Source organism: Bradyrhizobium sp. BR14999 (assembly GCF_056106085.1).
On the sequence record NZ_CM148536.1, the window covers coordinates 8,411,648 to 8,435,068 of the forward strand.

Consider the following 23,421-nt stretch of genomic DNA (forward strand, 5'->3'; position numbering starts at 1 on the left):
TCCTCGGTTTAAGGACCAGAATCAGGGCACACGGAACGACAAACAGCCGCATCTTGCGATGCGTCTGCCACCGACCGTTCTCTTTCATCCGGACTTTGACCGTCGGCTTCGGAGTTGCACCGAATCTGCTGACCCTTCCCTTCAGTGAAATCCTTTTCAGGACAGAACCTGGGGGAAGGCGCTCGCGGGCTTAGGCCTTTCGGCCCTTACCGCCGGTGGGGACTTTCACCCCGCCCTGAGAACATCGGCCGCTCGGGATGAACGGCCTGAGGCGAAATATGCCGCCGGCGAGCCGTCGCGGCAAGCGCGTTCCGCATGGGCAAATCGCATGGTCCCATGCCGTCGCGGTGGGAGCGGCCCTCGCGGGACGGAATTAGCGATTGAAGCCCGCCGCCCGAATCCGATTCCGGTTTGTTCTGCTTCGTCCGGCTTTGCCTCGCCCCGTTAAGAATTGTGGCGGAGATGAGCTGTGGACGAAGGAGTCCTGGCTTGTGGACGGACTCGGGACCCCGTTGCGCAGATTCCGCAAATCACATCACTTGATCCGCGACAGGCCCGCGTTGATCCGAGGGGATAGCGAGAGCGACCCCAGGGATCGCCGTAGCGACGTGAAGGGAGCGCGCGCCGGGCCAACCGCGTGCGTATCAAAGACAACAAGAAGGCAAGAGGTCGAGACGGCATGTCCCTGCTCGAAGGCACTATCGATTCCAAGAACCATCCGCTCGCGGTGGTCGAGGATATCGCTGCCAGCAACAACTGGCCGTTCGAACGCTCCGGCGAAGACGAACTCACGATTGTCTCGAAGGGACAATGGACCGACTACCAGCTCTCCTTCACCTGGATGGGCGAGATCGAGGCGCTGCATCTGGCCTGCGCCTTCGACATGAAGATTCCGCTGCCGCGCCGGAGCGAGGTGCAGCGGCTCGTCGCGGCGGTCAACGAGCAATTGTGGGTCGGCCATTTCGACCTATGGACCAACACCGGCATGATCATGCACCGCCAGGCGCTGGTGCTGCCGGGCGGGCTCACCGCCTCGACCGCGCAGTGCGAAGCCATGCTCGCCGGCGCCATCCACGCCTGCGAGCGTTACTTCCCGGCGTTCCAGTTCGTGGTGTGGGCCGGCAAGACCACCGCGCAGGCCATGGACGCGGCGATGTTCGACACGGTGGGCGAGGCGTAAGGCGCCTCTCGAGAAGTGAGGGAGCCAGAGCTCTCCCCTCATCGTCGTCCTGGACCAGCGACGCCGGCGCGAAGCGCTGTCGTCGCGCCGATCCAGGACCCATACCGCGAGGTGCCCGTGTGTGGCACAGCGCTTGTTGCCAACACCTCCATCCACTAGAACCACTTGGGGTAATGGGTCCTGGCTTTCGCCAGGACGACGGATTTGGCAGCAGCGATGGCGAACAACACCCTTCAAAACATCACCGGCACCATCCTCCTCGCCGGCGCCGGCAAGATGGGCGGCGCGATGCTGACCGGATGGCTGACGGGCGGGCTCGATCCGCGCCGCGTCGCCGTGATCGATCCGCACGTCTCGCCCGAGATCGCCGCGCTTGCGGCCAAGGGCGTTGCGCTCAATCCCGACGTGACGACCGTCGGCACGATCGAGACGCTGGTCGTCGCGGTGAAGCCGCAGATGTTCCGCGAGGCCGGCGTCAAGCTGAAACCATTCGTTTCGGACAAGACGTCGGTGGTCTCGATCATGGCGGGCACCACGATCGCCTCGCTTCGGGACGTCTGCGGCGGCGCCGTGGTGCGTGCGATGCCGAACACGCCGGCTGCGATCGGCCGCGGCATCACCGTCGCCGTCGCCGCACCAGACGTCAGCTCGTCTCAGCGCGCGGTGGCCGATGCGCTGCTGCGCGCCACCGGCTCGGTGGAATGGGTCGAGGATGAAGGCCTGATGGACGCGGTCACCGCCGTCTCCGGCTCGGGCCCGGCCTACGTGTTCCTGCTCGCCGAGGAGCTCGCGCGCGCCGGCGTCGAGGCGGGCTTGCCCGAGGCGCTGGCGACCAGGCTCGCGCGCGAGACCGTCGCCGGCTCCGGCGAGCTGCTGCACCAATCCGAGCTTGCATCCAGCACGCTGCGCCAGAACGTCACCTCGCCCGGCGGCACGACCGCTGCGGCCCTTGGCGTGCTGATGGGCGAGCCCGGCCTGCGCGAGTTGATGATCCGCGCGATTGCGGCGGCGACGCAGCGGTCGAAGGAATTGGCGAAGTAAGCAGGTGCCGTAGGGTGGGCAAAGCGACAGCGTGCCCACCAACTTCATCGCGGTCCCGGAAAGATGGTGGGCATGGCGCTACGCGCCTTTGCCCACCCTACGACGTCGTGCCCGCGGCTAGCCGCTTGTTGAACATCTCGACATTGACGAGACCGCGCGCGTGGCGGCCCTCGCCGAGCTTGCGGGCACCCTCGAACGCCTCGACCTCGAAGCGGATGACGCGGCGCTCGACCGCGACCACTTTTGCATTGGTCCGCACCGTGGCACCGACGAGAGCGGCGGCGAGATGGCGGATGTCGACCTCGGTGCCGACGGTGACCCAGCCCGGCTGGAGTGCGGAGCGGATCGCATCACCCGATGTCATCTCCATCTCCAGGATCATCATCGGCGTCGCGTAGACCATGGGCATGCCGGGCACGAAGTACCCGACCGTGCGCTCCACCGGCACCACCAGCATGCGCTCGGCGCTCATGCCGATTGTGATGAAGTCGCGTGCGTCCATCCTGCCTCAAACTCCGCTGTCGTCCCGGCCTAGTGCGCAATTGCGCACGGGGGCCGGGACGACGGTTGTGATTGTAGCTGCGGCTGCACTACGAGCCCCAGCGTCGGCTACTTCTTCGCAGCCGCCGCGCGCTCCACGAAGGTCTTGCCGCCCTTCATCTTATGGCGCAGCGGGGCTTCGTTGATCTGGATGACGACGGCATCGGCATCGACGCCGAGATTTTTCACCAGCGCCTGGGTGATGTCGCGCATCATGCCGGCCTTCTGCTCGTCGGTGCGGCCTTCGGCCATGCTGATGGTGATCTCAGGCATTTTTCTCTCCCTTGCGGCCGAACACCGGCCATTGACGGCCGCCATCAAACAAGACGTGGCTGCCTGGGACAAGCCCAGGCATGACGGCGTCAGCGAATGGCTAGCCCCAGCTCACGTCATGGCGCGCCAGGACCTCGCGCACCTTGGCGACGAGATCGGTCTCGCTGCACGAGAACTGCGCCGGGCGGCTCTCGCGCCATTCCTGGTTGGAGGCGATCGCGGCGGCGGCCTTGGCACCCTCGATCAGGTCCTTGATCTGCACCTCGCCGCGCGCCTTTTCATCCGAGCCCTGGATGATGACGCAGGGCGCGTTGCGGCGATCGGCATATTTAAGCTGATTGCCCATGTTCTTGGGATTGCCGAGATAGAGCTCGGCGCGGATGCCGGCAGTGCGCAAGGATGCGACCATCTTCTGATAGTCGGCGACGCGATCGCGGTCGAACACAGTGACGACGACGGGGCCGAACTCCGGCCGCGTGTCGAGCTTGCCGAGCAGCGTCAGCGCGGCCTGCAAGCGAGAGACGCCGATCGAGAAACCGGTCGCCGGCACCGGCTCGCCGCGAAAGCGCGAGACGAGACCGTCATAACGTCCGCCACCACCGACCGAGCCAAAGCGCACCGGGCGGCCCTTTTCGTCCTTGGTGTCGAGGAGAAGTTCGACCTCGTAGACCGGGCCGGTGTAATATTCGAGGCCGCGCACGACGGAGGGATCGATCTTGATACGATCCGCGCCGTAACCCGAGGCCGTGACCAGCTTGGCAATCTCTTCAAGCTCGCTCACGCCGGCCTGACCGACTTCGCTCTTGGCGAGGTAGGTTTCTGCCGCGGCAATTGCCTCTTTCCAATCGTCGCGCGGCTTGGTGATGGCAAGAACAACGTCAGCCTCCGCGGCGCTCAGATTGGCGCCTTTCGTGAAATCGCCCTTGCCTTCTTCGCCGCCATCCCACCGTCCGGGACCGAGCAGCTTGCGCACTTCATCGGCGGAAAACTTGTCGAGCTTGTCGATCGCGCGCAGCACGGTCAGCCTGCGTGCCGCATTCTCATCACCGCCGAGCCCGATGGCTTCCAGAACACCGTCGAGCACTTTTCGGTTGTTCACCTTCACGACATAGGAGCCGCGCGCAATCCCGAGCGCTTCCATCGTATCCGCCGCCATCATGCAGATCTCGGCATCCGCCGCCGGCGTGGCCGAGCCGACCGTGTCGGCATCGAACTGCATGAACTGGCGGAAGCGTCCGGGGCCGGGCTTCTCGTTGCGGAACACGTAGCCGGCGCGATAGCTGCGATAGGGTTTTGGCAGCGTGTCGAAATTCTCGGCGACATAGCGGGCGAGCGGCGCGGTCAAATCGTAACGCAGGCTGATCCACTGCTCGTCGTCGTCCTGGAACGAGAACACGCCCTCGTTCGGACGGTCCTGGTCGGGCAGGAATTTGCCGAGTGCGTCGGTGAATTCCATCGCCGGCGTCTCCACCGGCTCGAAGCCATAGAGTTCGTAGACGGCGCGGATCTTCTCGACCATCTCGCGCGTCGCCCGGATCGCGGCGGGATCGCGATCCTCGAGCCCGCGCGGCAGGCGCGCCTTCAGTTTCTGGGGTTTTTTGGGTTTCTCGGCCATCCGCGGCGTTTACCAGCCGACGCGGGATGCGGCAACCGCTGGCTTTGCTCGCCGCGCTAGCGGCGAGACGGGTGAGGGGTTCTATCCGCGGAAGCAGACACCTCATCCGGCGCGCCATAGCAGATGCGAAGCATCGGCGTTCTCGAGAACGGCGGCCGAAGGCCGCCTATGCCACCTTCTCCCACAAGGGGAGAAGGAAGAGCGCAGCCGAGTACTCCGCCTCAAAACACCTTGCGGATCCAATTGTGCGGATCGTTGGTGCGGCCGTACTGGATGTCGACGAGCTGCTTGCGCAGGCCCATGGCGACGGGGCCGGCCGCGCCGCCGCTGATGTCGAAATCGCCGCTGACCGAGCGCACCTTGCCGATCGGCGAGATCACGGCCGCGGTGCCGCAGGCAAAGGCTTCTTTCAACCTGCCGCTTGCGGCGTCCTTGCGCCACTGGTCGAGCGAATAGGGCTCCTCGCGCACCGTCTTTCCGGCATCGCGGGCGAGCGTGATGATGGAGTCGCGGGTGATGCCGGGCAGGATGGTGCCGAGCGGCGGCGTCGACAGCGAGCCGTCGTCGAACACGAAGAACACGTTCATGCCGCCGAGCTCCTCGATGTAGCGGCGCTCGACCGCATCGAGGAACACGACCTGATCGCAACCATGCTGGATCGCTTCGGCCTGGGCGCGCAGGCTCGCGGCATAATTGCCGCCGCACTTCACCGCGCCGGTGCCGCCGATGGCTGCGCGCGTGTAGTTCTCCGAAACCCAGATCGACACCGGCGCAGGTCCGCCCTTGAAATAGGAGCCGACCGGCGAGGCGATGACCGCGAAGATGTATTCGGAGGACGGCTTGACGCCGAGGAAGGTCTCGCTCGCGATCATGAAGGGGCGCAAGTAAAGACTGCCCTCGCCGCCCGGCATCCAGGCGCGGTCGATGCGCACGACCTGCTCGACCGCCTCGATGAAGACGTCCTCGGGCAATTGCGCCATCGCCATGCGGTCGGCCGAATCCTTGAAGCGCCGCGCATTGGCATCGGGGCGGAACAGGTTCACGCCGCCGTCGTCGCGCTTGTAGGCCTTCAGGCCCTCGAAAATTTCCTGGGCGTAATGCAGGACCGCGCCGGCAGGATCGAGCTGGAAGTTGGCGCGCGCCTCGATTTTGGCCTCGTACCAGCCGCCCTTGGCCTGGTTGTAGCGAACGATCGCCATGTGATCGGTGAAGACCCGCCCGAACCCGGGGTCCACCAGCTTGGCGATGCGGTCCTTCTCGGGAGTCGGATTGGATGCGGGCTGGATGTCGAATGTCATACTCATGTCCTTGGCTCCCGCTGCCGGTATCGGCGCTGTTCTGGCACCGCCTGCCCCTGTTCGGGGCCGGCTGGCTTCATTAGGTGTCTGTCTGGACCACCGCCAGCCTTGTTACGGCCGGTTTCCCGTGGCCAGCATGTCGCCGAGGACATGCTTTTGCCGAAGGCGGAAGTCCAGTATGTTTTGCCGAAATGCCGCTCGACAATCGCACGGTAGATCTGATCGCCCGTCGTCGCCTGTCCGGCTCTTTCCGCCGTTCCTGCTTCGACGCTGCCCGTCGCGAAACGATCTAAAATTTCGTGCGGGTCGATCGTTTTGTAACATTGAACCCAAGATACGTCAATATGCCTGACATAAATTTCGTAAATCCCTCTCAAGATGCCGCCGAGCCTCGGCCGGCCGCAGGGGATGGAGGCAATTTGCGCTGGGATATCATCGAGCTGCTGTTCTTCGCCTATCGCGATTTCGTGGGCGATCCCGACCAGGAGCTGGAAGCCTTCGGCTTCGGCCGGGCCCATCACCGGGTCATGCACTTTGTCTATCGCTATCCCGGCCTCAAGGTCGCCGATCTCCTCGACGTCCTGCGCATCACAAAACAGTCGCTCGGCCGTGTGCTCAAGCAGCTTCTCGACGAGGGCTACATCGTGCAGAAGACCGGCGACAATGACCGTCGCCAGCGCCTGCTCTACGCGACGCCAAAGGGCGAAGCGCTGGTGCAGAAGCTTGCCGGGCTCCAGACCACGCGGATCACCAAGGCGCTCGCCGAGATGGGTCCGCAGGATGCCGAGACCGTCAAGCGCTTCCTGCGCGCGATGATCGACCGCGATGATCCGGACAAGGTGCTCGAGACGATCTTCGCTTCCGTCAACCAAGACGCCAAGGAGTGACCGTGCCGCTCGCTGCCACGCTCGCCCGCCCGCCGGTGCAACCCGCCGACGATGCCCCGCATCTGCTGCTGGTCGACGACGACCGCCGCATCCGCGATCTGCTCTCGCGCTTCCTCGCCAGCGAAGGCTACCGCGTTTCGACCGCCGCCAGCGCCAGCGATGCGCGCGCCAAGCTCACCGGTCTGCATTTCGATCTGTTGATCCTCGACGTCATGATGCCCGGCGAGACCGGGTTCGAGCTCGCCCGTTTCATCCGCACCTCGTCCTCGGTGCCGATCGTGATGCTGACGGCGCGGCACGAGGCAGAAGCGCGCATCGAGGGCCTGCAAATCGGCGCCGACGACTATGTCGCAAAACCGTTCGAGCCGCGCGAGCTCGCGCTGCGCATCAACAACATCCTCAAGCGCGCCGCACCGCCGCCGCAGGCCGCGACCGTGGAGAAGATCGCCTTCGGACCCTATGTCTACCATCTCGACCGCGGCGAGTTGCGCCAGGGCGATGAGGTCATCCACCTCACCGACCGCGAGCGCGAGATGCTGCGCATCCTCTCGGAGACGCCGGGCGAGACCGTGCCGCGCAGCGCGCTCACCGGCAACGGCAGCGTCAACGAGCGCGCCGTCGACGTGCAGATCAACCGCCTCAGGCGCAAGATCGAGACCGATCCCGCCAATCCACTGTTCCTCCAGGCGGTACGCGGCATCGGCTACCGACTGGTGGCCTCGCCTTAAACCGCAGTGAAGCGCGACCGATGAGCACGATCGATACCGGCCTGACGCTTCTGAAGAGCGCCGCCGGCCGCGTCTCCGCCGCCAATGGCTGGATGGGCAACGCATTCAAGGGCTGGATGCCGACTGGCCTCTATGCTCGCGCGCTGCTGATCATGATCGTGCCGATGGTGATCCTGCAATCGGTCGTCGCCTTCGTGTTCATGGAGCGGCACTGGAACACGGTGACGCGCCGCCTGTCGGCCGCAGTGGTGCAGGACATCGCCGCGCTGATCGACGTCTACAAGGGCTATCCGCAGGACAAAGATCGCGACCAGATCCGCCGCATCGCCCAGCAGCGGCTCGGCCTCGTCGTCGATTTCCTGCCCGCCGGCGACATGCCGCCGCCGGGACCGAAGCCGTTCTTCTCGCTGCTCGACCAGACGCTGTCGGTGCAGCTCGGCCGCCAGATCGGGCGTTCGTTCTGGATCGACACCGTCGGCCGCTCCAACCTGGTCGAAATCCGCATCCAGCTCGACGATGCCGTGATGCGCGTGTTCGCGCAGCGCAGCGCCGCCTATGCCTCGAACTCGGAGATCTTCCTGTTCTGGATGGTCGGCACGTCCTCGATCCTGCTGATCGTCGCCGTGCTCTTCCTGCGCAACCAGATCAAGCCGATCCTTCGGCTCGCCGATGCCGCCGAAAGCTTTGGCAAGGGCCGCGAGGCGCCGAACTTCAGACCGCGCGGCGCGCGCGAGGTGCGGCGCGCCTCCGTCGCCTTCCTCGAAATGAAATCGCGCATCGAGCGCACGATGGAGCAGCGCACCGCGATGCTCGCCGGCGTCAGCCACGACCTGCGCACCATCCTGACCCGCTTCAAGCTCGAGCTGGCGCTGATCGGCGACAGTCCCGAGCTCGAGGGCATGCGCAAGGACGTCGACGAGATGTCGATGATGCTGGAGGATTACCTGGCCTTTGCCCGCGGCGATTCCGGCGAGCAATCGCAGCCGACCGACATGGCCCAGGCCCTGGAAGAATTGCGCAGTGACGCCGAACGCCACGGCCACACCGCGACCGTCGCATTCCACGGCCTGCCGGTGGTGACGGTGAAGCCGGCCTCGTTCAAGCGCTGCCTCGCCAACCTCGTCACCAACGCCGCACGCTACGGCAAGGCCATCGCCATCACCGGCCAGCGCGATCACCGTTATCTCATCGTCACTGTCGACGACGACGGGCCCGGCATTCCCGCGCATTTGCGCGAAGAGGTGTTCAAGCCGTTCCTGCGGCTGGATAACGCCCGCAACCAGGACGAAGGCGGCACCGGCCTTGGCCTCGCGATCGCCCGCGACATCGCCCGCTCCCATGGCGGCGACATCACTCTCGGCGACAGTCCGATGGGAGGATTGAGGGCAAGCGTGCGGATTCCGGTGTAGGCGGCTTCTTCACCTCTCCCCGCTTGCGGGGAGAGGTCGAATTCGATCGCAGATCGAATTCGGGTGAGGGGGTACAGGTCTCACAAAAATCTCGTTCGCGGAGAGAGGCCCCTCACCCCAACCCTCTCCCCGTAAGAACGGGGCGAGGGAGCGCACCGGTTGCGCGGTGAGTGCGTCTACTTCGGCAGCAGCGCCTTCAGCTTATCGACATCGCGCACGTTCATCTTGAAGCCGCCTGGCATCACGATGTCGCCGGGCTTCTGGTCCGGCTTGCAGGCCCCTAACCATTTGGCTTGGAGCGTCATGGTGCTATCGCGGCCGGCCGCGCCGGCGACGCCGCCTTGCGCATGCGAAGAGGTCTTCACGGTGTAGGCCGAATTGAAATCGCCTGATATCTCGGCATGCGAGGTCGTGCTGACGCCGGCGACGCTGCACTCGGAATCGCTGACATAGCCGGTCGCGGTCTTCTTGATCTCCTGCTTGGCGCAGATCTGCTTTGCCATCGGGGAGACGTTGTTGCTCATCTCCTTGTCGACGGTCTCGTCAGTGCAGTGCTGCATCGTCATCTCGGGCACGGGCGAGCCGGTCGTGACCAGCTTCATTTCCCATAGCCCGGCCTTGCGCATCGGCAGATCGTCGGCGCCGGCTGCGCCTGCCGACAGCACGAGACAAGCGACCGAGCCGAGCAAAGCGAGTTTGCGCGTCATGTGGAAGACTCCCGGCTTGAGAGCTTTGGGCGTTACGACAACGCCTCAGTAGAGAGTGCGGATCGGCCGCTCGGCGGCGCCATAGGGCACCCAGCGGCAGGAGAACGAGATGTAGCCGCCCTCATAGGCCTGCACCGCGAGGAATTTGACGACCTTGCCGTAGCGCGCGCAATGATCGACCGCGACCTGTCGCGCATCGGCCTGGGTCGCCATCGAATAGGCGATGATGCCGCCGGTGTCGTTGCCCTTGAACGGCGGCACTGGAAGGATATCGGCGCGCGCCGACTGGCTCGCCATCATACCCAAGGCAAGAAGGCCCGCGGCCGCAATGATTCGCATTCCCGTCACTCCAATTGGCTGCCCTCAGTTTACGGTGCCGGACTGGAAGTGAAAAGAACGGAAGCCCTGCCGGCTGCGACGATATGGTCAACTCCTGGCGAAGTGTTGCCGCGCTGCACTTGACCTCTCCCGGCCTTCGCGGCACCGTCCGACCTTCGCAAGACTTTAGCTGTCCGGATTGACCATGCGCGCCCCCTCCCCGAAATCGCTCCGCTTTGCCGCCGTGCTCGGCCTCATGTTCGGGGCGCTATCGCTCGGTGAGGCCAGGGCCGCCAATCCGCTGGAGCTGAATTTCTGGCTGAGCGGACCGCGCTACGACGGCGCCGTCGCCGATTGCGACAAGGCGCTGCCGACGATCGCCAACCAGTTCTGGGAAAAAGAAAGCTCGTTCTGGAATTCCTCGCTGAAAATCACCGGCTTCTCCGCCGTCCGCGAAATCGCGTTCCGTCCCTGGCAGTCCGATAACATTCCGCGCCGCTATTGCACCGGCGATGCCCTGCTCAATGACGGCAAGGTGCGCAAGGTGCATTTCTCGATCATCGAGGATGGCGGCTTCGCCGGCTACGGCAATGGCGTCGAATGGTGCGTCGTCGGCGTCGACCGCAACTGGGCCTATAATCCGGCCTGCCGCGCCGCAAAGCCCTGATTCGGGTCGATCTGGCGGCTGAATGGCGGTCGCCTGAATTTTGTTCTTGAAATGTTCTTATCGCCTGCTAGGCTTCCTTGCACAGTCTAGTTGAGGGGCGTCGCCATGTTTCATTCCAGATTGCATTCGTTCTCCCGCCTGGTGATCTCGCTGACGCTTTCCCTGATCCTTGCCGCGGGGCTGGCCTCGTTCGCCAGCGGCGCAAAGGCCCAGGACAAGCGGCAGAACGCGCCGGGCGAGTTCGATTTCTATGTGCTGTCGCTATCATGGTCGCCCTCCTTCTGCGAGGAAGCGGCCGAGCGCGGCGGCCGCTCACAGATGCAGTGCAGCGGACGCCCTTACGCCTTCGTGGTGCATGGGCTGTGGCCGCAATATGAGAGCGGCTTCCCCGAATATTGCCAGCGGCCGGCACCGCGGCTGAACCGCAGCATCGTCTCTTCGATGCTCGACCTGATGCCGGCGCCGGGCCTGATCTTCAACGAATGGGACAAGCACGGCACCTGCTCCGGGCTCGAGGGCCGCAGCTATTTCGAGACGATCCGCAAGGCGCGCGCCGCGATCAAGATCCCGGCAGAATATCTCGATCTGTCGCAGGCCAAGACCGTGGCGCCGGCGGAGATCGAGGACGCCTTCATCAAGGCCAATCCCGGCCTCAGCGATGCCGCCATCTCGGTCACCTGCAACCGGACCCGGCTCTCCGAGGTCCGCATCTGCCTCAGCAAGGACCTGCAATTCCGCGCCTGCGACGAGATCGAACGCCGCGCCTGCCGCCGCGACCAGGTGACGATGCCGCCGATCAGGGGTGGATAGTTCCGGTCATTGCGAGGAGCCCGCGACAAAATTGCGAAGCAATTTTGCGCTGGCGACGAAGCAATCCAAACTGCCTCCGCGGTAAGATTCTGGATTGCTTCGCTGCGCTCGCAATGACAAGGGGTTGGGATCGCGCGAGACAACATAGTCTGGTCCCATGAACTACCGCCACGCCTTCCACGCCGGCAACTTCGCCGATGTCATCAAGCACATCGTGCTGGCGCGCATCCTCACTTATTTGCAGGACAAGCCGGCGGCGTTCCGCGTCATCGACACCCATGCCGGCGCCGGTCTCTACGACCTCGGCAGCGACGAGGCACGCCGCGGCGGCGAGTGGCTGACCGGCATTGCACGGCTGATGCAGGCGCGCCTGTCGAACGAGACCGCGGCGCTGACCAAACCCTATCTCGACATCGTCCGCGCCTTCAATCCGAAGGGAGAGCTCAAGGCCTATCCGGGCTCGCCGCTGATCGCGCGCGGCCTGCTCAGGCCGCAGGACCGCCTCGTCGCCTGTGAGCTCGAGCCGAAGGCACGCAAGGCGCTGATCGACGTGCTGCGCCGCGACGAACAGGCGCGCGTGGTCGATCTCGACGGCTGGATGGCACTGCCGGCCTTCGTGCCACCGAAGGAGCGGCGCGGCCTCGTGCTGATCGACCCGCCGTTCGAGGCCAAGGACGAATTCGAGCGGCTCGGCGAGGCCTTCGCAACGGCTTTCGCGAAATGGCCGACCGGTATCTACGTAATCTGGTATCCGGCCAAGAACCGGCGCGCCACGGACACGCTGGCGCAAACGGTGGCGCGGCTCGCAGCCGCAGCAAAGCCGCCCGGAAAATGCCTGCGCCTCGAATTCAGCGTGGCGCCGCAGCTCGATGGTGCCGCCCTCACTTCCGCCGGTCTTCTGATCGTCAACCCGCCCTACACGCTGCACGGCGAGCTCAAGACGATCCTGCCGGAGCTCGAAATGCCGCTCGGCCAGGGCGGCGCTGCCAGATTCCGATTGGAGGTGCCGAGGCCGTAACACTCCGGCATTCTTGGGAAAAATATGCAGGAGCGGTAGTCAATCTGCGAAGAACCGTATTATGCTGTTGCCGTGACTGGCTTTACGTTCCGCTTCCGCGAATGGTTGCGGCGGAGTGAAGGCCTAAGAAAGATCCGGCCGGGCCGATGAGGTCCGCCCAAGGATGGCCAGCTCCCGGGCTTCGTAAGGTCCGGTCATGTCGTGACGTGAGTTTGCGTCGCGGCGGAGGAGCAATGAGGGGGAGTTTCCCGATGGCCATGACGGGAACGGTCAAGTTCTTCAACGGTGAGCGCGGCTACGGCTTCATCAAGCCCGACGACGGCGGCCGCGACGTCTTCGTTCACATCACCGCGGTGGAGCGGGCGGGACTGAAGGACCTTGCCGAAGGACAGCGTATTACTTTCGAAGTCGAACCGGACAAGAAGGGGAAGGGACCGAAGGCGGTCAATTTGGTCATCCTCTCCTAGCGAGCCTGGCTTAAAAAAATCCCGGCCGCGAGCGGCCGGGAGGTTGGTCCGGTATTTTCTTCTTCAGCTATCAGAAGTGATAGTTCACGCCTGCGCGGACAACGCTGGCGCTATAGCCGTTTGACACGCCCGTAATTGCGAACTGGCTCGTCGACAGGTCGATGTAGAGATATTCGAGCTTGGCGCTCCAGTTCGGCGCAAGGCCGACTTCCGCGCCGGCACCGATGGTCCAGCCGGCGGCGGTGTGCGACTCCGTCCAGCCGAAAGTCTGCGCGCGCAACTCGCCGAAGGCGAGGCCCGCGGTGCCGTAGAACAGCACGTTGCTGAAGGCATAGCCGGCGCGGCCGCGCAGGGTGCCGAACCACGGATTGGAGAACTTCCACGGCGCGAAGGTATCATCGGCACCGGCGGCCTGAATGTCGCCCTCGACGCCGAACACCCAAGGGCCGTTCTGGAAATTATAGCCGGCCTGCACGCCGCCGACGAAACCGGAGGGCTTTGAGGGATTGTTGTCGACCGAGCCCCATTCGTAGCCGATGTTGCCGCCCAGATAAGGACCAGCCCAGCTATACGCATTGAGCGGCTGATTGACGGTATAGGGCGCGCGCTGCCCGTAATTGAGATCGGCGGCCCCTGCCGAAGCTGTCCAGCCGGCTGCAGCCAACGCGGCTGCGCCCACAACGAGCCCCTTCATCACACACTCCAACGCAACTGCCGTCCCGCGCGATGCCTGCGCTGCCGCGCAAGGCCAGACCGCATGGTTACGGAACCACCACTTTTTCGCGTAAGATTTATCGAGAGTTCTAAGTTAAAGGGCTGTTAAGCCGGGTTACCGCGCTGTTAACAGGCTTAAGCAAGCGTTACCGGGAACTGCGCTCGCCATCCTGTGCGTGCACCACCGCCGGAACTTCAAATCGGCACCCCCAGCGCCTAAATTCGCACCATGGTTCACGATTCCCCCGACAACCCGGACGACGCACGCGCGCGCAAACCGGTGCGGGTCACCGCGCCGCACGCCCCGCCCCGGGAAGCGGAAATGGCGCCACCCGACCTCGATCCCGCGACAGCGAGCGGCGACGACGAGGACGATGCGCGGCTGCCGGATATCCTGGAAGAGAGCGGCGCGGTCGGCGAGGGCCCGCTGGCGACCGGTCATGAGGCGATCGAGCGCGCGGTCCGGCTCGCCCCCACCTCGGCCGGCGTCTATCGCATGCTCAATGCGAACGCGGACGTGCTCTATGTCGGCAAGGCCAAGAACGTCAAAAAGCGCCTGTCCAATTACGCGCGCCAGAGTGCGCCGCAGCCGGCGCGCATCCTGCGCATGATCGCCGCCACGGCGACCGTGGAGATCGTCTCGACCAACACCGAGACGGAAGCACTGCTGCTGGAGGCCAACCTCATCAAGCAGCTGCGGCCGCGTTTCAACGTGCAGCTGCGCGACGACAAGTCGTTTCCCTACATCCTGATCACCGGCGACCATTGGGCGCCCCAGATCCTGAAGCACCGCGGCGCGCAGACGCGGCCCGGCCGCTATTTTGGCCCGTTCGCCTCAGCGGGCGCCGTGAACCGCACCATCACCGCACTGCAGCGCGCGTTCCTGATCCGCTCCTGCACCGATTCGTTCTTCGAGAGCCGTACCCGGCCCTGCCTGCTCTACCAGATCCGCCGCTGTGCCGGCCCCTGCACCCGCGAGATCGACTTTCCCGGCTATACGACGCTGGTGCGCGAGGCGACCGACTTCCTCTCCGGCAAGAGCCATGCGGTGAAGCAGGAGCTCGCCGGCGAGATGGAGAAGGCCTCCGGCGAGCTCGAATTCGAGCGCGCCGCGCTCTACCGCGACCGCCTCGCCGCGCTGTCGGCGATCCAGTCGCAGCAGGGCATCAATCCGCGCACGGTCGAGGAAGCCGACGTGTTCGCCATCCACCAGGAGGGTGGCTTCTCCTGCGTCGAGGTGTTCTTCTTCCGCACCGGACAGAACTGGGGCAACCGCGCCTATTTTCCGCGCGCGGAAAAGACGTTTACCCCGGAAGAGGTGCTCGGCTCCTTCCTCGCCCAGTTCTACGACGACAAGCCGCCGCCGAAGAACATCCTGCTCTCGCACGAGATCGAGGAGAGCGAGCTGCTCGCCAACGCGCTGTCGATCAAAGCCGGCCACAAGGTCGAGGTCACCGCGCCCAAGCGCGGCGAGAAGAAGGAGCTCGTCACCCACGCGCTCACCAATGCGCGCGAGGCGCTCGGCCGCAAGCTCGCGGACACTGCGACGCAGAGCCGCCTGCTCGAGGCCATGGCCGCGACGCTAAGCCTGCCGCACGTGCCCAAGCGCATCGAGGTCTACGACAACAGCCACATCCAGGGCACCAACGCGGTCGGCGCCATGATCGTCGCCGGCCAGGATGGCTTCGTGAAGAACCAGTACCGTAAGTTCAACATCAAGTCGGAAGGGCTGACGCCCGGCGACGACTACGCCATGATGCGCGAGGTGCTGGAGCGACGCTTCAAGCGCCTGATCAATCCGCCCGAGGAGGGCCCGGCCAAAGCCAAGGACGACGATTTCCCGCAATGGCCCGATCTCGTCATCATCGACGGCGGCCGCGGCCAGCTCAACGCCGTCCGCGAGATCTTTGCAAATCTTGGCCTGACTCAGGTGTCGCTGATGTCGGTCGCCAAGGGGCCGGACCGGGATGCGGGCCGCGAGACCCTGTTCATGCCGGAGCGCGAGGCGATCAAGCTGGAGCCGCGCGATCCCGTGCTCTATTTCATCCAGCGCCTGCGCGACGAGGCCCACCGCTTCGTCATCGGCTCGCACCGCAAGCTGCGCAAGAAGGACATCCGCGAGGCCGGTTTGCAGGAGATCCCGGGCATCGGCCCGTCACGCAAACGTGCCTTGCTGCATCATTTCGGAACCCTGAAGGAGATCGAGCGGGCCTCGATCGCCGATCTCGGCAAGGTTCCGGGGGTCAGCGCCGAGAGCGCCCGCAGGATTTTCGAGTATTTCCATCCCCAGCCGGGATGAACTAAAGGGGGATCGCGGTCATATGATCGTTGCGTCCGCGCCTCATTGGGGAGCGGAACGGTTGACGTTCAGGCACCAGCGGTATTGGTAGGACGGATGAACATCGCAACGACACGAGGGGCAACCAGGCGCTCGATGTCCCTTCCCAACATCCTGACCTACGGCCGGATCGCCGCGATCCCGGTCGTGGTCGGATGCATTTACGCGCAGTCGATCGTGGACGGGCCGCTATGGCTGCGCTGGGTGGCGGTGGCCATCTTCATCGGCGCCGCGGTGACGGACTACCTCGACGGTTATTATGCGCGAATCTGGAATCAGCAATCGGCGTTCGGCCGGATGCTCGACCCGATCGCCGACAAGCTGCTGGTCGCCTCGTGCCTGCTGATGCTGGCTGCCGACGGCATCATCCATGGCTGGTCGCTGTGGGCTGCCATCGTGATCCTGTGCCGCGAGATCCTGGTCTCGGGCCTGCGCGAATACCTCGCCGCGCTGCGCGTCAGCGTGCCCGTCACCAAGCTCGCCAAATGGAAGACCACGGTTCAGCTCGTCGCCATCGGCTTCCTGCTCGCTGGTCCGGCCGGCGATGAGGTGGTGCCGGTGGTGTCGATGATCGGACTGGCGCTGCTGTGGGCTTCGGCGATCCTCACCATGTACACCGGCTACGACTATTTCCGCGCCGGCATCCATCACCTCATCAAGGAGGACGAGGGATGAAGGTGAAGTATTTCGCCTGGGTGCGCGAGCGCGTCGGCAAGGCCGAGGAGATGATCGAGCCGCCCGCGACGGTGCGCACCATCGAGGAGCTGATCGCCTGGCTGTCCGGCCGGAGCGAGGCCTACGCCTACGCCTTCGAGAAGCCGAAGGTGATCCGCGCCGCGATCGATCATGCCCATGTCAAGCAGGACACCGCGATCGCGGGCGCTCGCGAGATCGCGTTCTTCCCGCCGATGACAGGCGGCTAGGCCATGACCTCCGCTGTCACCACCTGCCCCGTCACAATCCGCGTCCAGGAGGACGATTTCGACATTGCGCGCGAGATCGCGATCCTGACCAAGAGCCGTACCGACATCGGCGCGGTCGTGAGCTTCTCCGGCATCTGCCGAGCCGACGAGGACAGCGCGAAGATCGCCGCGCTCACGCTCGAACATTATCCGGGCATGGCGGAAGAAGAGATCAAGCGTCACGTCGACGAGGCGATTTCGCGCTGGCCGCTGAACGGCGTCACGGTGATTCACCGTGTCGGCCGGTTCATGCCCGGCCAGAACATCGTGCTGGTTCTGACTGCCTCGCAACACCGCCAGGCCGCGTTCCAGGCGGCCGAGTTCCTGATGGATTATCTCAAGACGAGCGCGCCGTTCTGGAAGAAGGAAGAGAGCGAAGCCGGCACCGGCTGGGTCGAGGCCCAGGCCCGCGACGACGAAGCTGCCGCACGCTGGACCCGATCCTGATGGCAAGAGCATCCAAAAAGACCGCGCGCGGTCGCGCCGCGCCAAGACTTGCGAAGGTCGGTCCGGGTGAGCTTCTCACGCTGCTCGATTTCGTCCGCTATGCGGTGAGCCGCTTTGTCGAAGCCGAGCTCGCCTTTGCCCACGGCACGACCGATCCGGTTGCCGAGGCGGCCTTCCTGGTCAGCGAGGCGCTGCATCTCAATCCCGAACAGTTCGAGATTTTTGCCAACGCGCGCGTCACGGTCGCCGAGGGCAAGACCATCCTCGATCTCATCCATCGGCGCGTCACCACGCGCAAACCGGCCGCCTACCTCGTCAACAAGATCTACATGCGCGGCCTGCCCTTCTATGTCGACGAGCGCGTCATCGTTCCGCGCTCCTTCATCGGCGAGCTGCTGGATTCGCATTTCGGCAGCGACGGCGCTGCCGGATCGCTGATCGACGATCCCACGGCCGTCGAGCGCGTGCTCGATCTCTGCACGGGATCGGGATGCCTCGCCATCCTCGCCGCGCATCATTTTCCGAACGCTGCGGTCGATGCCGTCGACATCTCCAAGGGCGCGATCGAAGTCGCCACGCGGAATGTCGGCGAATACGGACTCGACGACCGGATCAGCCTGTATCGCGGCGATCTGTTCGCCCCGCTCGGCGATGGACGCTACGACCTGATCATCACCAATCCGCCCTATGTCGATGCCGAAGGCATGGCCGCGCTGCCGCCGGAGTGCCGGGCCGAACCAAAACTCGCTTTCGACGGCGGCGCTGACGGCCTCGACGTGGTGCGCCGCATCCTGCGCGAGGCGCCCGATCACCTGACGCCGGATGGCGGGTTGATCTGCGAGATCGGGCGCGGCCGCGAGCTGGTCGACGAGGCCTTTCCGGAACTGCCGTTGCTCTGGCTGGACACCGAAGACTCCGAGGGCGAGGTGTTCTGGATCGCAGCCGCCGATCTCGGCTGATCCTCTACGGCGGGCCCGCTCCCTCGGAACAAGTCAAATTCCGCCACGTTCATCCCCCGACGAATTTCGTGGCTCTCGGAGGATGTCCGCATGCTCGCGCCATCGGGCGAATTGCTGCGCGCCGGCGTGGCGCTGAAGCTCAACCATCTCAAGCGAGCCACGCAATCGTACTTGCGCGACCGCACCAGCCAGGCCACCGGACGCGCGACGTCCTACGCGGTTGCAGCCGGCCTGTTTGCGGTGGCCGGGCTGTTCGTCATCGCGGCCCTCTTTGTCGGTCTGGTCGCCCTGTATCGCTGGATTGAGATCACCTACGGGCAATTCTGGGGTTTCGGTGCTGTCGGTGCAGTGCTGCTGGTGCTGGCGGCGGTCTGTGCCGGCATCGCCATGACGATGATGAAGCGGCCGGCCAAGCCGGTCGTGCCGCTTGCCAGCCGCGTGCGCGTTGCGATCACCACCCCGCGGATTCCTCGTGGAACGGTCAAGGAGGCCGTGAAGGAGGTCGCAACGACGATCCCCCTCGTGCCGCTTGCGCCCGGCGAACGCGGTCGTGGCAGCAAAGCCTGGCCGAACCGCGCCAACCGTCCCGTGCAACTGGGCCTGATGCTCGCGGCCGTCGGCCTGGTCGGGCTTACGGCCGCACGCCGGCGGCGCCATAGGCACCGTCTGGAGGCGTGAATGCTGGTACGGCGCTCCGAGCAGATGGACAGCTGGTTGCTGGTGGCGGCCACGGCTGTGTTCGTGCTCACCGCCGAGCGCTACTTCCAGGACTCCGCCCTGGTCCGCTCGGGGCCCCCGCAGGACCACCGTAAAGGAGAGGCGAATTCACCGGAAACCGACCCGGCGCGCGCAGCCGTGCAGCCCGGCCATGGCCGCCGCGCGAAGAGCCCCTTCACGATCCCCTGGGCTGGCTGGAAGGATATCTTCTGGCGCACCTATCAGCGCATCGACGAGGATCGCCTGCTCGCGACAGCGGGCGGCGTGGTGTTCTTCGGGCTGCTCGCGATCTTTCCGACCGTGACCGCGCTGGTCTCGTCCTACGGGCTGTTCGCCGATCCCTCCACGATCAGCGATAACCTCCAGAAGCTGGCGATGATGCTTCCCGAAGGCACCTTCCAGATCGTCGAGGAGCAGGTCGGGCGTGTGGTGTCGAAGGGCAGCACGGCGCTGGGTGCCACCTTCCTGTTCGGCCTTGTGCTCGCGATCTGGAGCGCCAATGCCGGCGTCAAGGCGATCTTCGACGCACTCAACGTCGCCTATGAGGAGCGCGAGAAGCGCAGCTTCATCCGGCTCAATATGGTGTCGCTGGCCTTCACGGTCGGCGGCATCATGGCGCTGTTGCTGATGGTGGCTGCCGTCGTCGCCTTCCCGCTCGCGCTCAATCACCTCGGCCTGGCGCCCGAAAGCAAATTGATCGTGGCGCTGGCACGATGGCCGCTGCTGTTCCTGATCCTGCTCGTGGCGCTCGCCATCCTCTACCGCTTCGCGCCCAGCCGCGATGCGCCGCGCTGGCAATGGCTGAGCCTCGGCGCGGTGATGGCGGCCACCCTCTGGATCGCCGGCTCGGCACTGCTGTCCTGGTATCTCTCGGAATTCGCCAATTACAACGCGACCTACGGCTCGCTCGGTGCGGCGATCGGCCTGATGATGTGGATGTGGGTGTCTGCGATCGTGATCATGTTCGGAGCCGAGCTGAACTCGGAGATCGAACGGCAGACCCTGCGCGACACGACCACCGGGCGCCCCAAGCCGCTCGGAAGCCGCGAGGCCGTTTCAGCCGATACGGTCGGCGCCCCCGCGCCGGCCTGACGCCATGACGGTCCTGAACGCGCGTGCTGGAGGCTGCTATCCCCTCGAATCAACAATGATGTTAAGGTCATGCTGCTTGGGGGAGCATGAGGCGTGACGGGTCGGACAGCGGCCCGTGTTTTCCCGGGTAAGACAGTCAGCTCTTGAGGCGTAACGCGCGGCATGATTCGCATTTCGACGATCTTCATCGCCATCTGCATGGTTCTGGTCGCGGCCTCGCTCGGGCTGATGCTCTATTCGGTGGCCGGCATCAGCAGAACCGAGTCCGCGATCGTAGCGCTGACCGCGCTGACCTTCCTGATCCTCTACAACGCGGTGTCGATGCGGCTGCGCGACCGCAGCGACGTCGGCGGCCAGATCGCCGACCTCTCGCGCGGCACCGCCGACCTCGCCCGTCAGGTGGCCGAGTTCGGCCGCCGGCTCGCGGCGGTCGAGGGACGCATCGCCTCGTCCAATTCGACCAATTCCGACCGCATCCAGTCGGTGGTCGGCGAGATCAACGAGCTCGGCGGACTGGTCAGGCAGCTCGCGACCACCGTCTCGGCGCATGAGGACCTGCTGGCTGGCGGCGCTCCGGTATCAGCCGCAAGCCCGGTCGAGAAGCAGGAGCCGGTGGCGCCGCTCGACCTGATCGCGACGATCGACGAGCGGCCGGCTGCCCCGTCACCGTTGCCCGTGGCGCCCCCGCCTCCCGCAGCGCAGCCGCGGCCCGCACAGGCGGCCCCAACCCAGGTCGCCAACGGCCGCAACCAGACCCAATTGCTGGCGACGCTGCGCAACGCGATCGACGAGAACCGCATCGACATCTTCCTCCAGCCGATGGTGACGCTGCCGCAGCGCAAGGTGCGGTTCTACGAGGCCGTGACGCGCCTGCGCGACGAGCGCGACCAGCTGATCGCCGCCGAGGAGTTCATCAGCATCGCGGAAGCCTCCGGGCTGATCGGGCGCATCGACAACATGGTGATGCTGCGCTGTGTGCAGGTGCTGCGGCGCCTGATGGTGCGCAACAAGGATGTCGGCGTGTTCTGCAATGTCGCGGCCTCCACGCTCGGCAATTCCACCACCTTCGCGCAATGCCTCGACTTCCTCGAAGCCAACCGGGCGCTGGCGCCCTCGCTGGTGCTGGAGTTCAAGCAGTCGACCTTCCGCAACCTCGGCCCGGCCGAGACCGAGAATCTCGCCGCACTCGCCCAGCGCGGCTACCGCTTCTCGATCGACCATGTCACGGATTTGCGCATCGAGCCGCGCGAGCTCGCCGACCGCGGCGTACGCTTCATCAAGGTGCCGGCCACGCTGCTGCTCGATCCGAAGCAAGCCTCGGCCTCGGACATCCACCCGTCCGACCTCTCCGATCTGCTCGGCCGCTTCGGCATCGACCTGATCGCCGAGCGGATCGAGGGCGAGCGCGCGGTGGTGGACCTGCTCGATTATGACGTGCGGTTCGGCCAGGGCTTTCTGTTCGCACCGCCCCGGCCATTGCGGCCGGAAGGGGCATCTGCTACCGGCGGGGCCGCGCCGACCCAGGCGCAGGACATCCAGGGATCCAATGGCTCCGGCACATCCAGCTCAGGCGCGACGTCTTCAGCGCCTCCGCCACAACGCATCACCGGCAACGCGGCGCTCGCGCGCCGCATCTGATCGGCCGCGCGCATCATGACCACGTTGCATTTTGCCGAAAGCCTGCGCGAGCTCGTGGGTGGCGTTGACGTCGTGCTCAGCGACATCTGGGGCGTGGTCCATAACGGTCTCGAATCCTTCCCCGAGGCCTGCGAGGCGCTGCATACCTATCGCAGCCGCGGCGGCACGGTGATCCTGATCACCAACGCGCCGCGCCCGGCCGACTCCGTGCAGCGGCAATTGCGCAAGCTCGGTGTCGCGGACGAGACCTATGACGCGATCGTCTCGTCGGGCGACCTGACGCGGCTCTATGTCGCCGAGCATCCCGGCCGCAAGATGTTCTGGCTCGGCCCCGAGCGCGACAACTCGATCTACCGTGGCCTCGATGCGACGACCGCGCCGCTGGAGGAAGCCGATTACATCGTCTGCACCGGCCTCTATGACGACGAGACCGAGACGGCGGAAGACTATCGCGGCATGATGCTGAAGGCGCGCGAGCGCAAGCTGACGCTGGTCTGCGCCAACCCCGACATCGTGGTCGAACGCGGCGACCGGCTGATCTATTGCGCCGGCGCCATCGCCGAGCTCTATCGTGAGCTCGGGGGCGAGGTGATCTTCTACGGCAAGCCGCACCGGCCGATCTATGAGCGCGCGATGGCGCTCGCCGGCGAACGCCAGGGACACCAAATTGATCGCAAAAAGGTCTTGGCGATCGGCGATTCCGTCCGCACCGATCTCACCGGCGCGCGCGAGTTCGGCATCGACTGCCTGTTCGTCACCCGCGGCATCCATGCCGAGGAGTTCGAGGGTCTCGACCAGCTCGACCCGGCATCCGTGATGGAATTGTTCGGCCATCCGCCGAAGGCGCTCATGCGCGAATTGAAGTGGTGACACGACCACGAGCTTGGACGAATTGCAGGGCTCCAGACCTCGTCATGGCCGAGCTTGACCCGGCCATCCACGCCGTCCTTCGCATGTCCAGGAACGTGGATGCCCGGGACAAGCCCGGGCATGACGATCTCAATGGATGACTGTTTTCAGGCCAGGTGCCCTTACGCGCTCGCCATGTCCGGGAAGACCGCCTCGATCTTGGTCTTCAGCGTCGCCGCGTTGAACGGCTTGACGATGTAATTGTTCACGCCGGCCTTCTTGGCCGCGATCACGTTCTCGGTCTTGGACTCGGCCGTAATCATGATGAAGGGCGTGGTGGCGAGGTTCGGATCCGCGCGCACTTCGCGAAGGAGGTCGTAACCCGTCATCGGCTCCATGTTCCAATCGGAGATCACGAGCCCGTACTTCTTGCCGCGCATCTTGTTCAGCGCTGCCGAACCGTCGCTGGCATCGTCGATGTTCTCGAAGCCAAGCTGCTTCAGCAGATTCCTGATGATACGGATCATGGTGCTGTAGTCGTCCACCACCAGAACCGGCATCGACAAATCAACCGCCATCTCGACTCCCCCAACGCAAACCCAGGAATATTACGATCGGACCTGCCAGGCCCGAAGCCCGGCAGTTCCACGCTCAAGGACTAGCATCAAGGCGTTAAACAGCGCGTTAACTGCGGACGCCCCCAAAGGACTGAAATCGTGTTCGATGTCCCGGCTCCCCCGCTTGACT

Annotated in this window: 27 protein-coding genes and 1 riboswitch; of the genes, 18 read left to right on the forward strand and 9 right to left on the reverse strand. The window is 65.0% G+C overall.

Annotated elements, in window-relative coordinates:
* Window positions 1-72 precede the first annotated feature (72 nt).
* Window positions 73-247, reverse strand: a riboswitch (FMN riboswitch).
* Between the two features lie 432 nt (window positions 248-679).
* Entirely contained in the window at window positions 680-1,180 is a 501-nt protein-coding gene (locus ACR9YP_RS39210) for a type III secretion system chaperone family protein (RefSeq protein WP_128947327.1), read from the forward strand.
* 216 nt (window positions 1,181-1,396) lie between these two features.
* Window positions 1,397-2,221, forward strand: coding sequence for a pyrroline-5-carboxylate reductase (proC, locus tag ACR9YP_RS39215; RefSeq protein ID WP_438105129.1), 825 nt, complete (start codon window positions 1,397-1,399; stop codon window positions 2,219-2,221).
* A 97-nt stretch (window positions 2,222-2,318) separates the two neighbouring features.
* Here proC and ACR9YP_RS39220 read toward each other — a convergent pair whose 3' ends face one another.
* The 5 genes from ACR9YP_RS39220 to ACR9YP_RS39240 form a co-directional block, all read right to left on the reverse strand.
* Window positions 2,319-2,723 carry a thioesterase family protein gene (locus ACR9YP_RS39220; protein ID WP_438105130.1) on the reverse strand — a complete coding sequence of 135 codons (405 nt, stop codon included), beginning with the start codon at window positions 2,721-2,723 and terminating at the stop codon, window positions 2,319-2,321.
* Between the two features lie 107 nt (window positions 2,724-2,830).
* Complete coding sequence (locus tag ACR9YP_RS39225) at window positions 2,831-3,079, reverse strand: tautomerase family protein (protein ID WP_128937147.1); 249 nt, start codon at window positions 3,077-3,079, stop codon at window positions 2,831-2,833.
* 55 nt (window positions 3,080-3,134) lie between these two features.
* Window positions 3,135-4,649 carry a histidine--tRNA ligase gene (gene hisS, locus ACR9YP_RS39230; RefSeq protein WP_474218566.1) on the reverse strand — a complete coding sequence of 505 codons (1,515 nt, stop codon included), beginning with the start codon at window positions 4,647-4,649 and terminating at the stop codon, window positions 3,135-3,137.
* Window positions 4,650-4,870: 221 nt separating this feature from the next.
* Window positions 4,871-5,953, reverse strand: a complete 1,083-nt coding sequence (locus ACR9YP_RS39235; RefSeq protein ID WP_474218567.1) for a branched-chain amino acid aminotransferase — start codon at window positions 5,951-5,953, stop codon at window positions 4,871-4,873.
* Window positions 5,950-6,324: a hypothetical protein gene (locus tag ACR9YP_RS39240; RefSeq protein WP_370986526.1), complete on the reverse strand. Its 375-nt coding sequence runs from the start codon at window positions 6,322-6,324 to the stop codon at window positions 5,950-5,952. The genes ACR9YP_RS39235 and ACR9YP_RS39240 overlap by 4 nt, the downstream gene beginning before the upstream one ends.
* Here ACR9YP_RS39240 and ACR9YP_RS39245 point away from each other — a divergent pair.
* The 3 genes from ACR9YP_RS39245 to ACR9YP_RS39255 are packed head-to-tail and all read left to right on the forward strand — an operon-like array spanning window position 6,292 to window position 8,971.
* Window positions 6,292-6,834 carry a MarR family winged helix-turn-helix transcriptional regulator gene (locus ACR9YP_RS39245; protein WP_244551117.1) on the forward strand — a complete coding sequence of 181 codons (543 nt, stop codon included), beginning with the start codon at window positions 6,292-6,294 and terminating at the stop codon, window positions 6,832-6,834. The genes ACR9YP_RS39240 and ACR9YP_RS39245 overlap by 33 nt on opposite strands.
* Window positions 6,831-7,562 carry a response regulator gene (locus ACR9YP_RS39250; protein WP_438105134.1) on the forward strand — a complete coding sequence of 244 codons (732 nt, stop codon included), beginning with the start codon at window positions 6,831-6,833 and terminating at the stop codon, window positions 7,560-7,562. The genes ACR9YP_RS39245 and ACR9YP_RS39250 overlap by 4 nt, the downstream gene beginning before the upstream one ends.
* A gap of 20 nt (window positions 7,563-7,582) precedes the next feature.
* Window positions 7,583-8,971 carry an ATP-binding protein gene (locus tag ACR9YP_RS39255; RefSeq protein ID WP_438105136.1) on the forward strand — a complete coding sequence of 463 codons (1,389 nt, stop codon included), beginning with the start codon at window positions 7,583-7,585 and terminating at the stop codon, window positions 8,969-8,971.
* 176 nt (window positions 8,972-9,147) lie between these two features.
* On the opposite strand, the gene ACR9YP_RS39260 is transcribed toward ACR9YP_RS39255, so the two are convergent.
* Both ACR9YP_RS39260 and ACR9YP_RS39265 read right to left on the reverse strand, forming a co-directional pair.
* Entirely contained in the window at window positions 9,148-9,678 is a 531-nt protein-coding gene (locus ACR9YP_RS39260) for a DUF3617 domain-containing protein (RefSeq protein ID WP_438105138.1), read from the reverse strand.
* 45 nt (window positions 9,679-9,723) lie between these two features.
* Window positions 9,724-10,017, reverse strand: a complete 294-nt coding sequence (locus tag ACR9YP_RS39265; RefSeq protein WP_091886779.1) for a hypothetical protein — start codon at window positions 10,015-10,017, stop codon at window positions 9,724-9,726.
* 184 nt (window positions 10,018-10,201) lie between these two features.
* Here ACR9YP_RS39265 and ACR9YP_RS39270 point away from each other — a divergent pair, with 184 nt between their 5' ends.
* The 4 genes from ACR9YP_RS39270 (at window position 10,202) to ACR9YP_RS39285 (ending at window position 12,958) form a co-directional block, all read left to right on the forward strand.
* Entirely contained in the window at window positions 10,202-10,663 is a 462-nt protein-coding gene (locus ACR9YP_RS39270; protein ID WP_474218568.1) for a hypothetical protein, read from the forward strand.
* Between the two features lie 105 nt (window positions 10,664-10,768).
* Window positions 10,769-11,473 carry a ribonuclease T2 family protein gene (locus tag ACR9YP_RS39275; protein WP_438105140.1) on the forward strand — a complete coding sequence of 235 codons (705 nt, stop codon included), beginning with the start codon at window positions 10,769-10,771 and terminating at the stop codon, window positions 11,471-11,473.
* Between the two features lie 157 nt (window positions 11,474-11,630).
* Entirely contained in the window at window positions 11,631-12,491 is an 861-nt protein-coding gene (locus ACR9YP_RS39280; protein WP_438105142.1) for a 23S rRNA (adenine(2030)-N(6))-methyltransferase RlmJ, read from the forward strand.
* A gap of 251 nt (window positions 12,492-12,742) precedes the next feature.
* Window positions 12,743-12,958 carry a cold-shock protein gene (locus ACR9YP_RS39285; RefSeq protein ID WP_008544396.1) on the forward strand — a complete coding sequence of 72 codons (216 nt, stop codon included), beginning with the start codon at window positions 12,743-12,745 and terminating at the stop codon, window positions 12,956-12,958.
* A 70-nt stretch (window positions 12,959-13,028) separates the two neighbouring features.
* On the opposite strand, the gene ACR9YP_RS39290 is transcribed toward ACR9YP_RS39285, so the two are convergent.
* A complete protein-coding gene (locus ACR9YP_RS39290) occupies window positions 13,029-13,652 on the reverse strand; it encodes an outer membrane protein (protein ID WP_438105146.1) in 624 nt (207 codons plus the stop codon).
* A gap of 249 nt (window positions 13,653-13,901) precedes the next feature.
* Here ACR9YP_RS39290 and uvrC point away from each other — a divergent pair, with 249 nt between their 5' ends.
* From uvrC to ACR9YP_RS39335, 9 genes are all read left to right on the forward strand, one after another.
* Window positions 13,902-15,971: an excinuclease ABC subunit UvrC gene (gene uvrC, locus ACR9YP_RS39295; RefSeq protein ID WP_474218569.1), complete on the forward strand. Its 2,070-nt coding sequence runs from the start codon at window positions 13,902-13,904 to the stop codon at window positions 15,969-15,971.
* 96 nt (window positions 15,972-16,067) lie between these two features.
* The gene (gene pgsA / locus ACR9YP_RS39300; protein WP_091886795.1) at window positions 16,068-16,685 is read left to right on the forward strand and encodes a CDP-diacylglycerol--glycerol-3-phosphate 3-phosphatidyltransferase; all 618 of its coding nucleotides are present in this window, start codon (window positions 16,068-16,070) and stop codon (window positions 16,683-16,685) included.
* Entirely contained in the window at window positions 16,682-16,933 is a 252-nt protein-coding gene (gene moaD / locus ACR9YP_RS39305) for a molybdopterin converting factor subunit 1 (protein WP_091886798.1), read from the forward strand. The genes pgsA and moaD overlap by 4 nt, the downstream gene beginning before the upstream one ends.
* 3 nt (window positions 16,934-16,936) lie before the next feature.
* Complete coding sequence (locus ACR9YP_RS39310; RefSeq protein ID WP_438105150.1) at window positions 16,937-17,419, forward strand: molybdenum cofactor biosynthesis protein MoaE; 483 nt, start codon at window positions 16,937-16,939, stop codon at window positions 17,417-17,419.
* Window positions 17,419-18,378 (forward strand): 50S ribosomal protein L3 N(5)-glutamine methyltransferase, encoded by a 960-nt coding sequence (gene prmB / locus ACR9YP_RS39315; RefSeq protein WP_474218571.1) that lies wholly within the window; start codon window positions 17,419-17,421, stop codon window positions 18,376-18,378. Before ACR9YP_RS39310 ends, prmB begins: the two co-directional genes overlap by 1 nt.
* A 90-nt stretch (window positions 18,379-18,468) precedes the next feature.
* Complete coding sequence (locus ACR9YP_RS39320) at window positions 18,469-19,056, forward strand: phage holin family protein (protein ID WP_474218572.1); 588 nt, start codon at window positions 18,469-18,471, stop codon at window positions 19,054-19,056.
* On the forward strand, window positions 19,057-20,187 hold the full coding sequence (locus ACR9YP_RS39325; RefSeq protein ID WP_438105151.1) for a YihY/virulence factor BrkB family protein: 1,131 nt from the start codon (window positions 19,057-19,059) through the stop codon (window positions 20,185-20,187).
* A gap of 162 nt (window positions 20,188-20,349) precedes the next feature.
* Window positions 20,350-21,825 carry an EAL domain-containing protein gene (locus tag ACR9YP_RS39330; RefSeq protein WP_438105152.1) on the forward strand — a complete coding sequence of 492 codons (1,476 nt, stop codon included), beginning with the start codon at window positions 20,350-20,352 and terminating at the stop codon, window positions 21,823-21,825.
* A 15-nt stretch (window positions 21,826-21,840) separates the two neighbouring features.
* Window positions 21,841-22,695, forward strand: a complete 855-nt coding sequence (locus tag ACR9YP_RS39335; RefSeq protein ID WP_370986316.1) for a TIGR01459 family HAD-type hydrolase — start codon at window positions 21,841-21,843, stop codon at window positions 22,693-22,695.
* A 161-nt stretch (window positions 22,696-22,856) separates the two neighbouring features.
* On the opposite strand, the gene ACR9YP_RS39340 is transcribed toward ACR9YP_RS39335, so the two are convergent.
* Complete coding sequence (locus ACR9YP_RS39340; protein WP_008567674.1) at window positions 22,857-23,252, reverse strand: response regulator; 396 nt, start codon at window positions 23,250-23,252, stop codon at window positions 22,857-22,859.
* Between the last annotated feature and the right edge of the window lie 169 nt (window positions 23,253-23,421).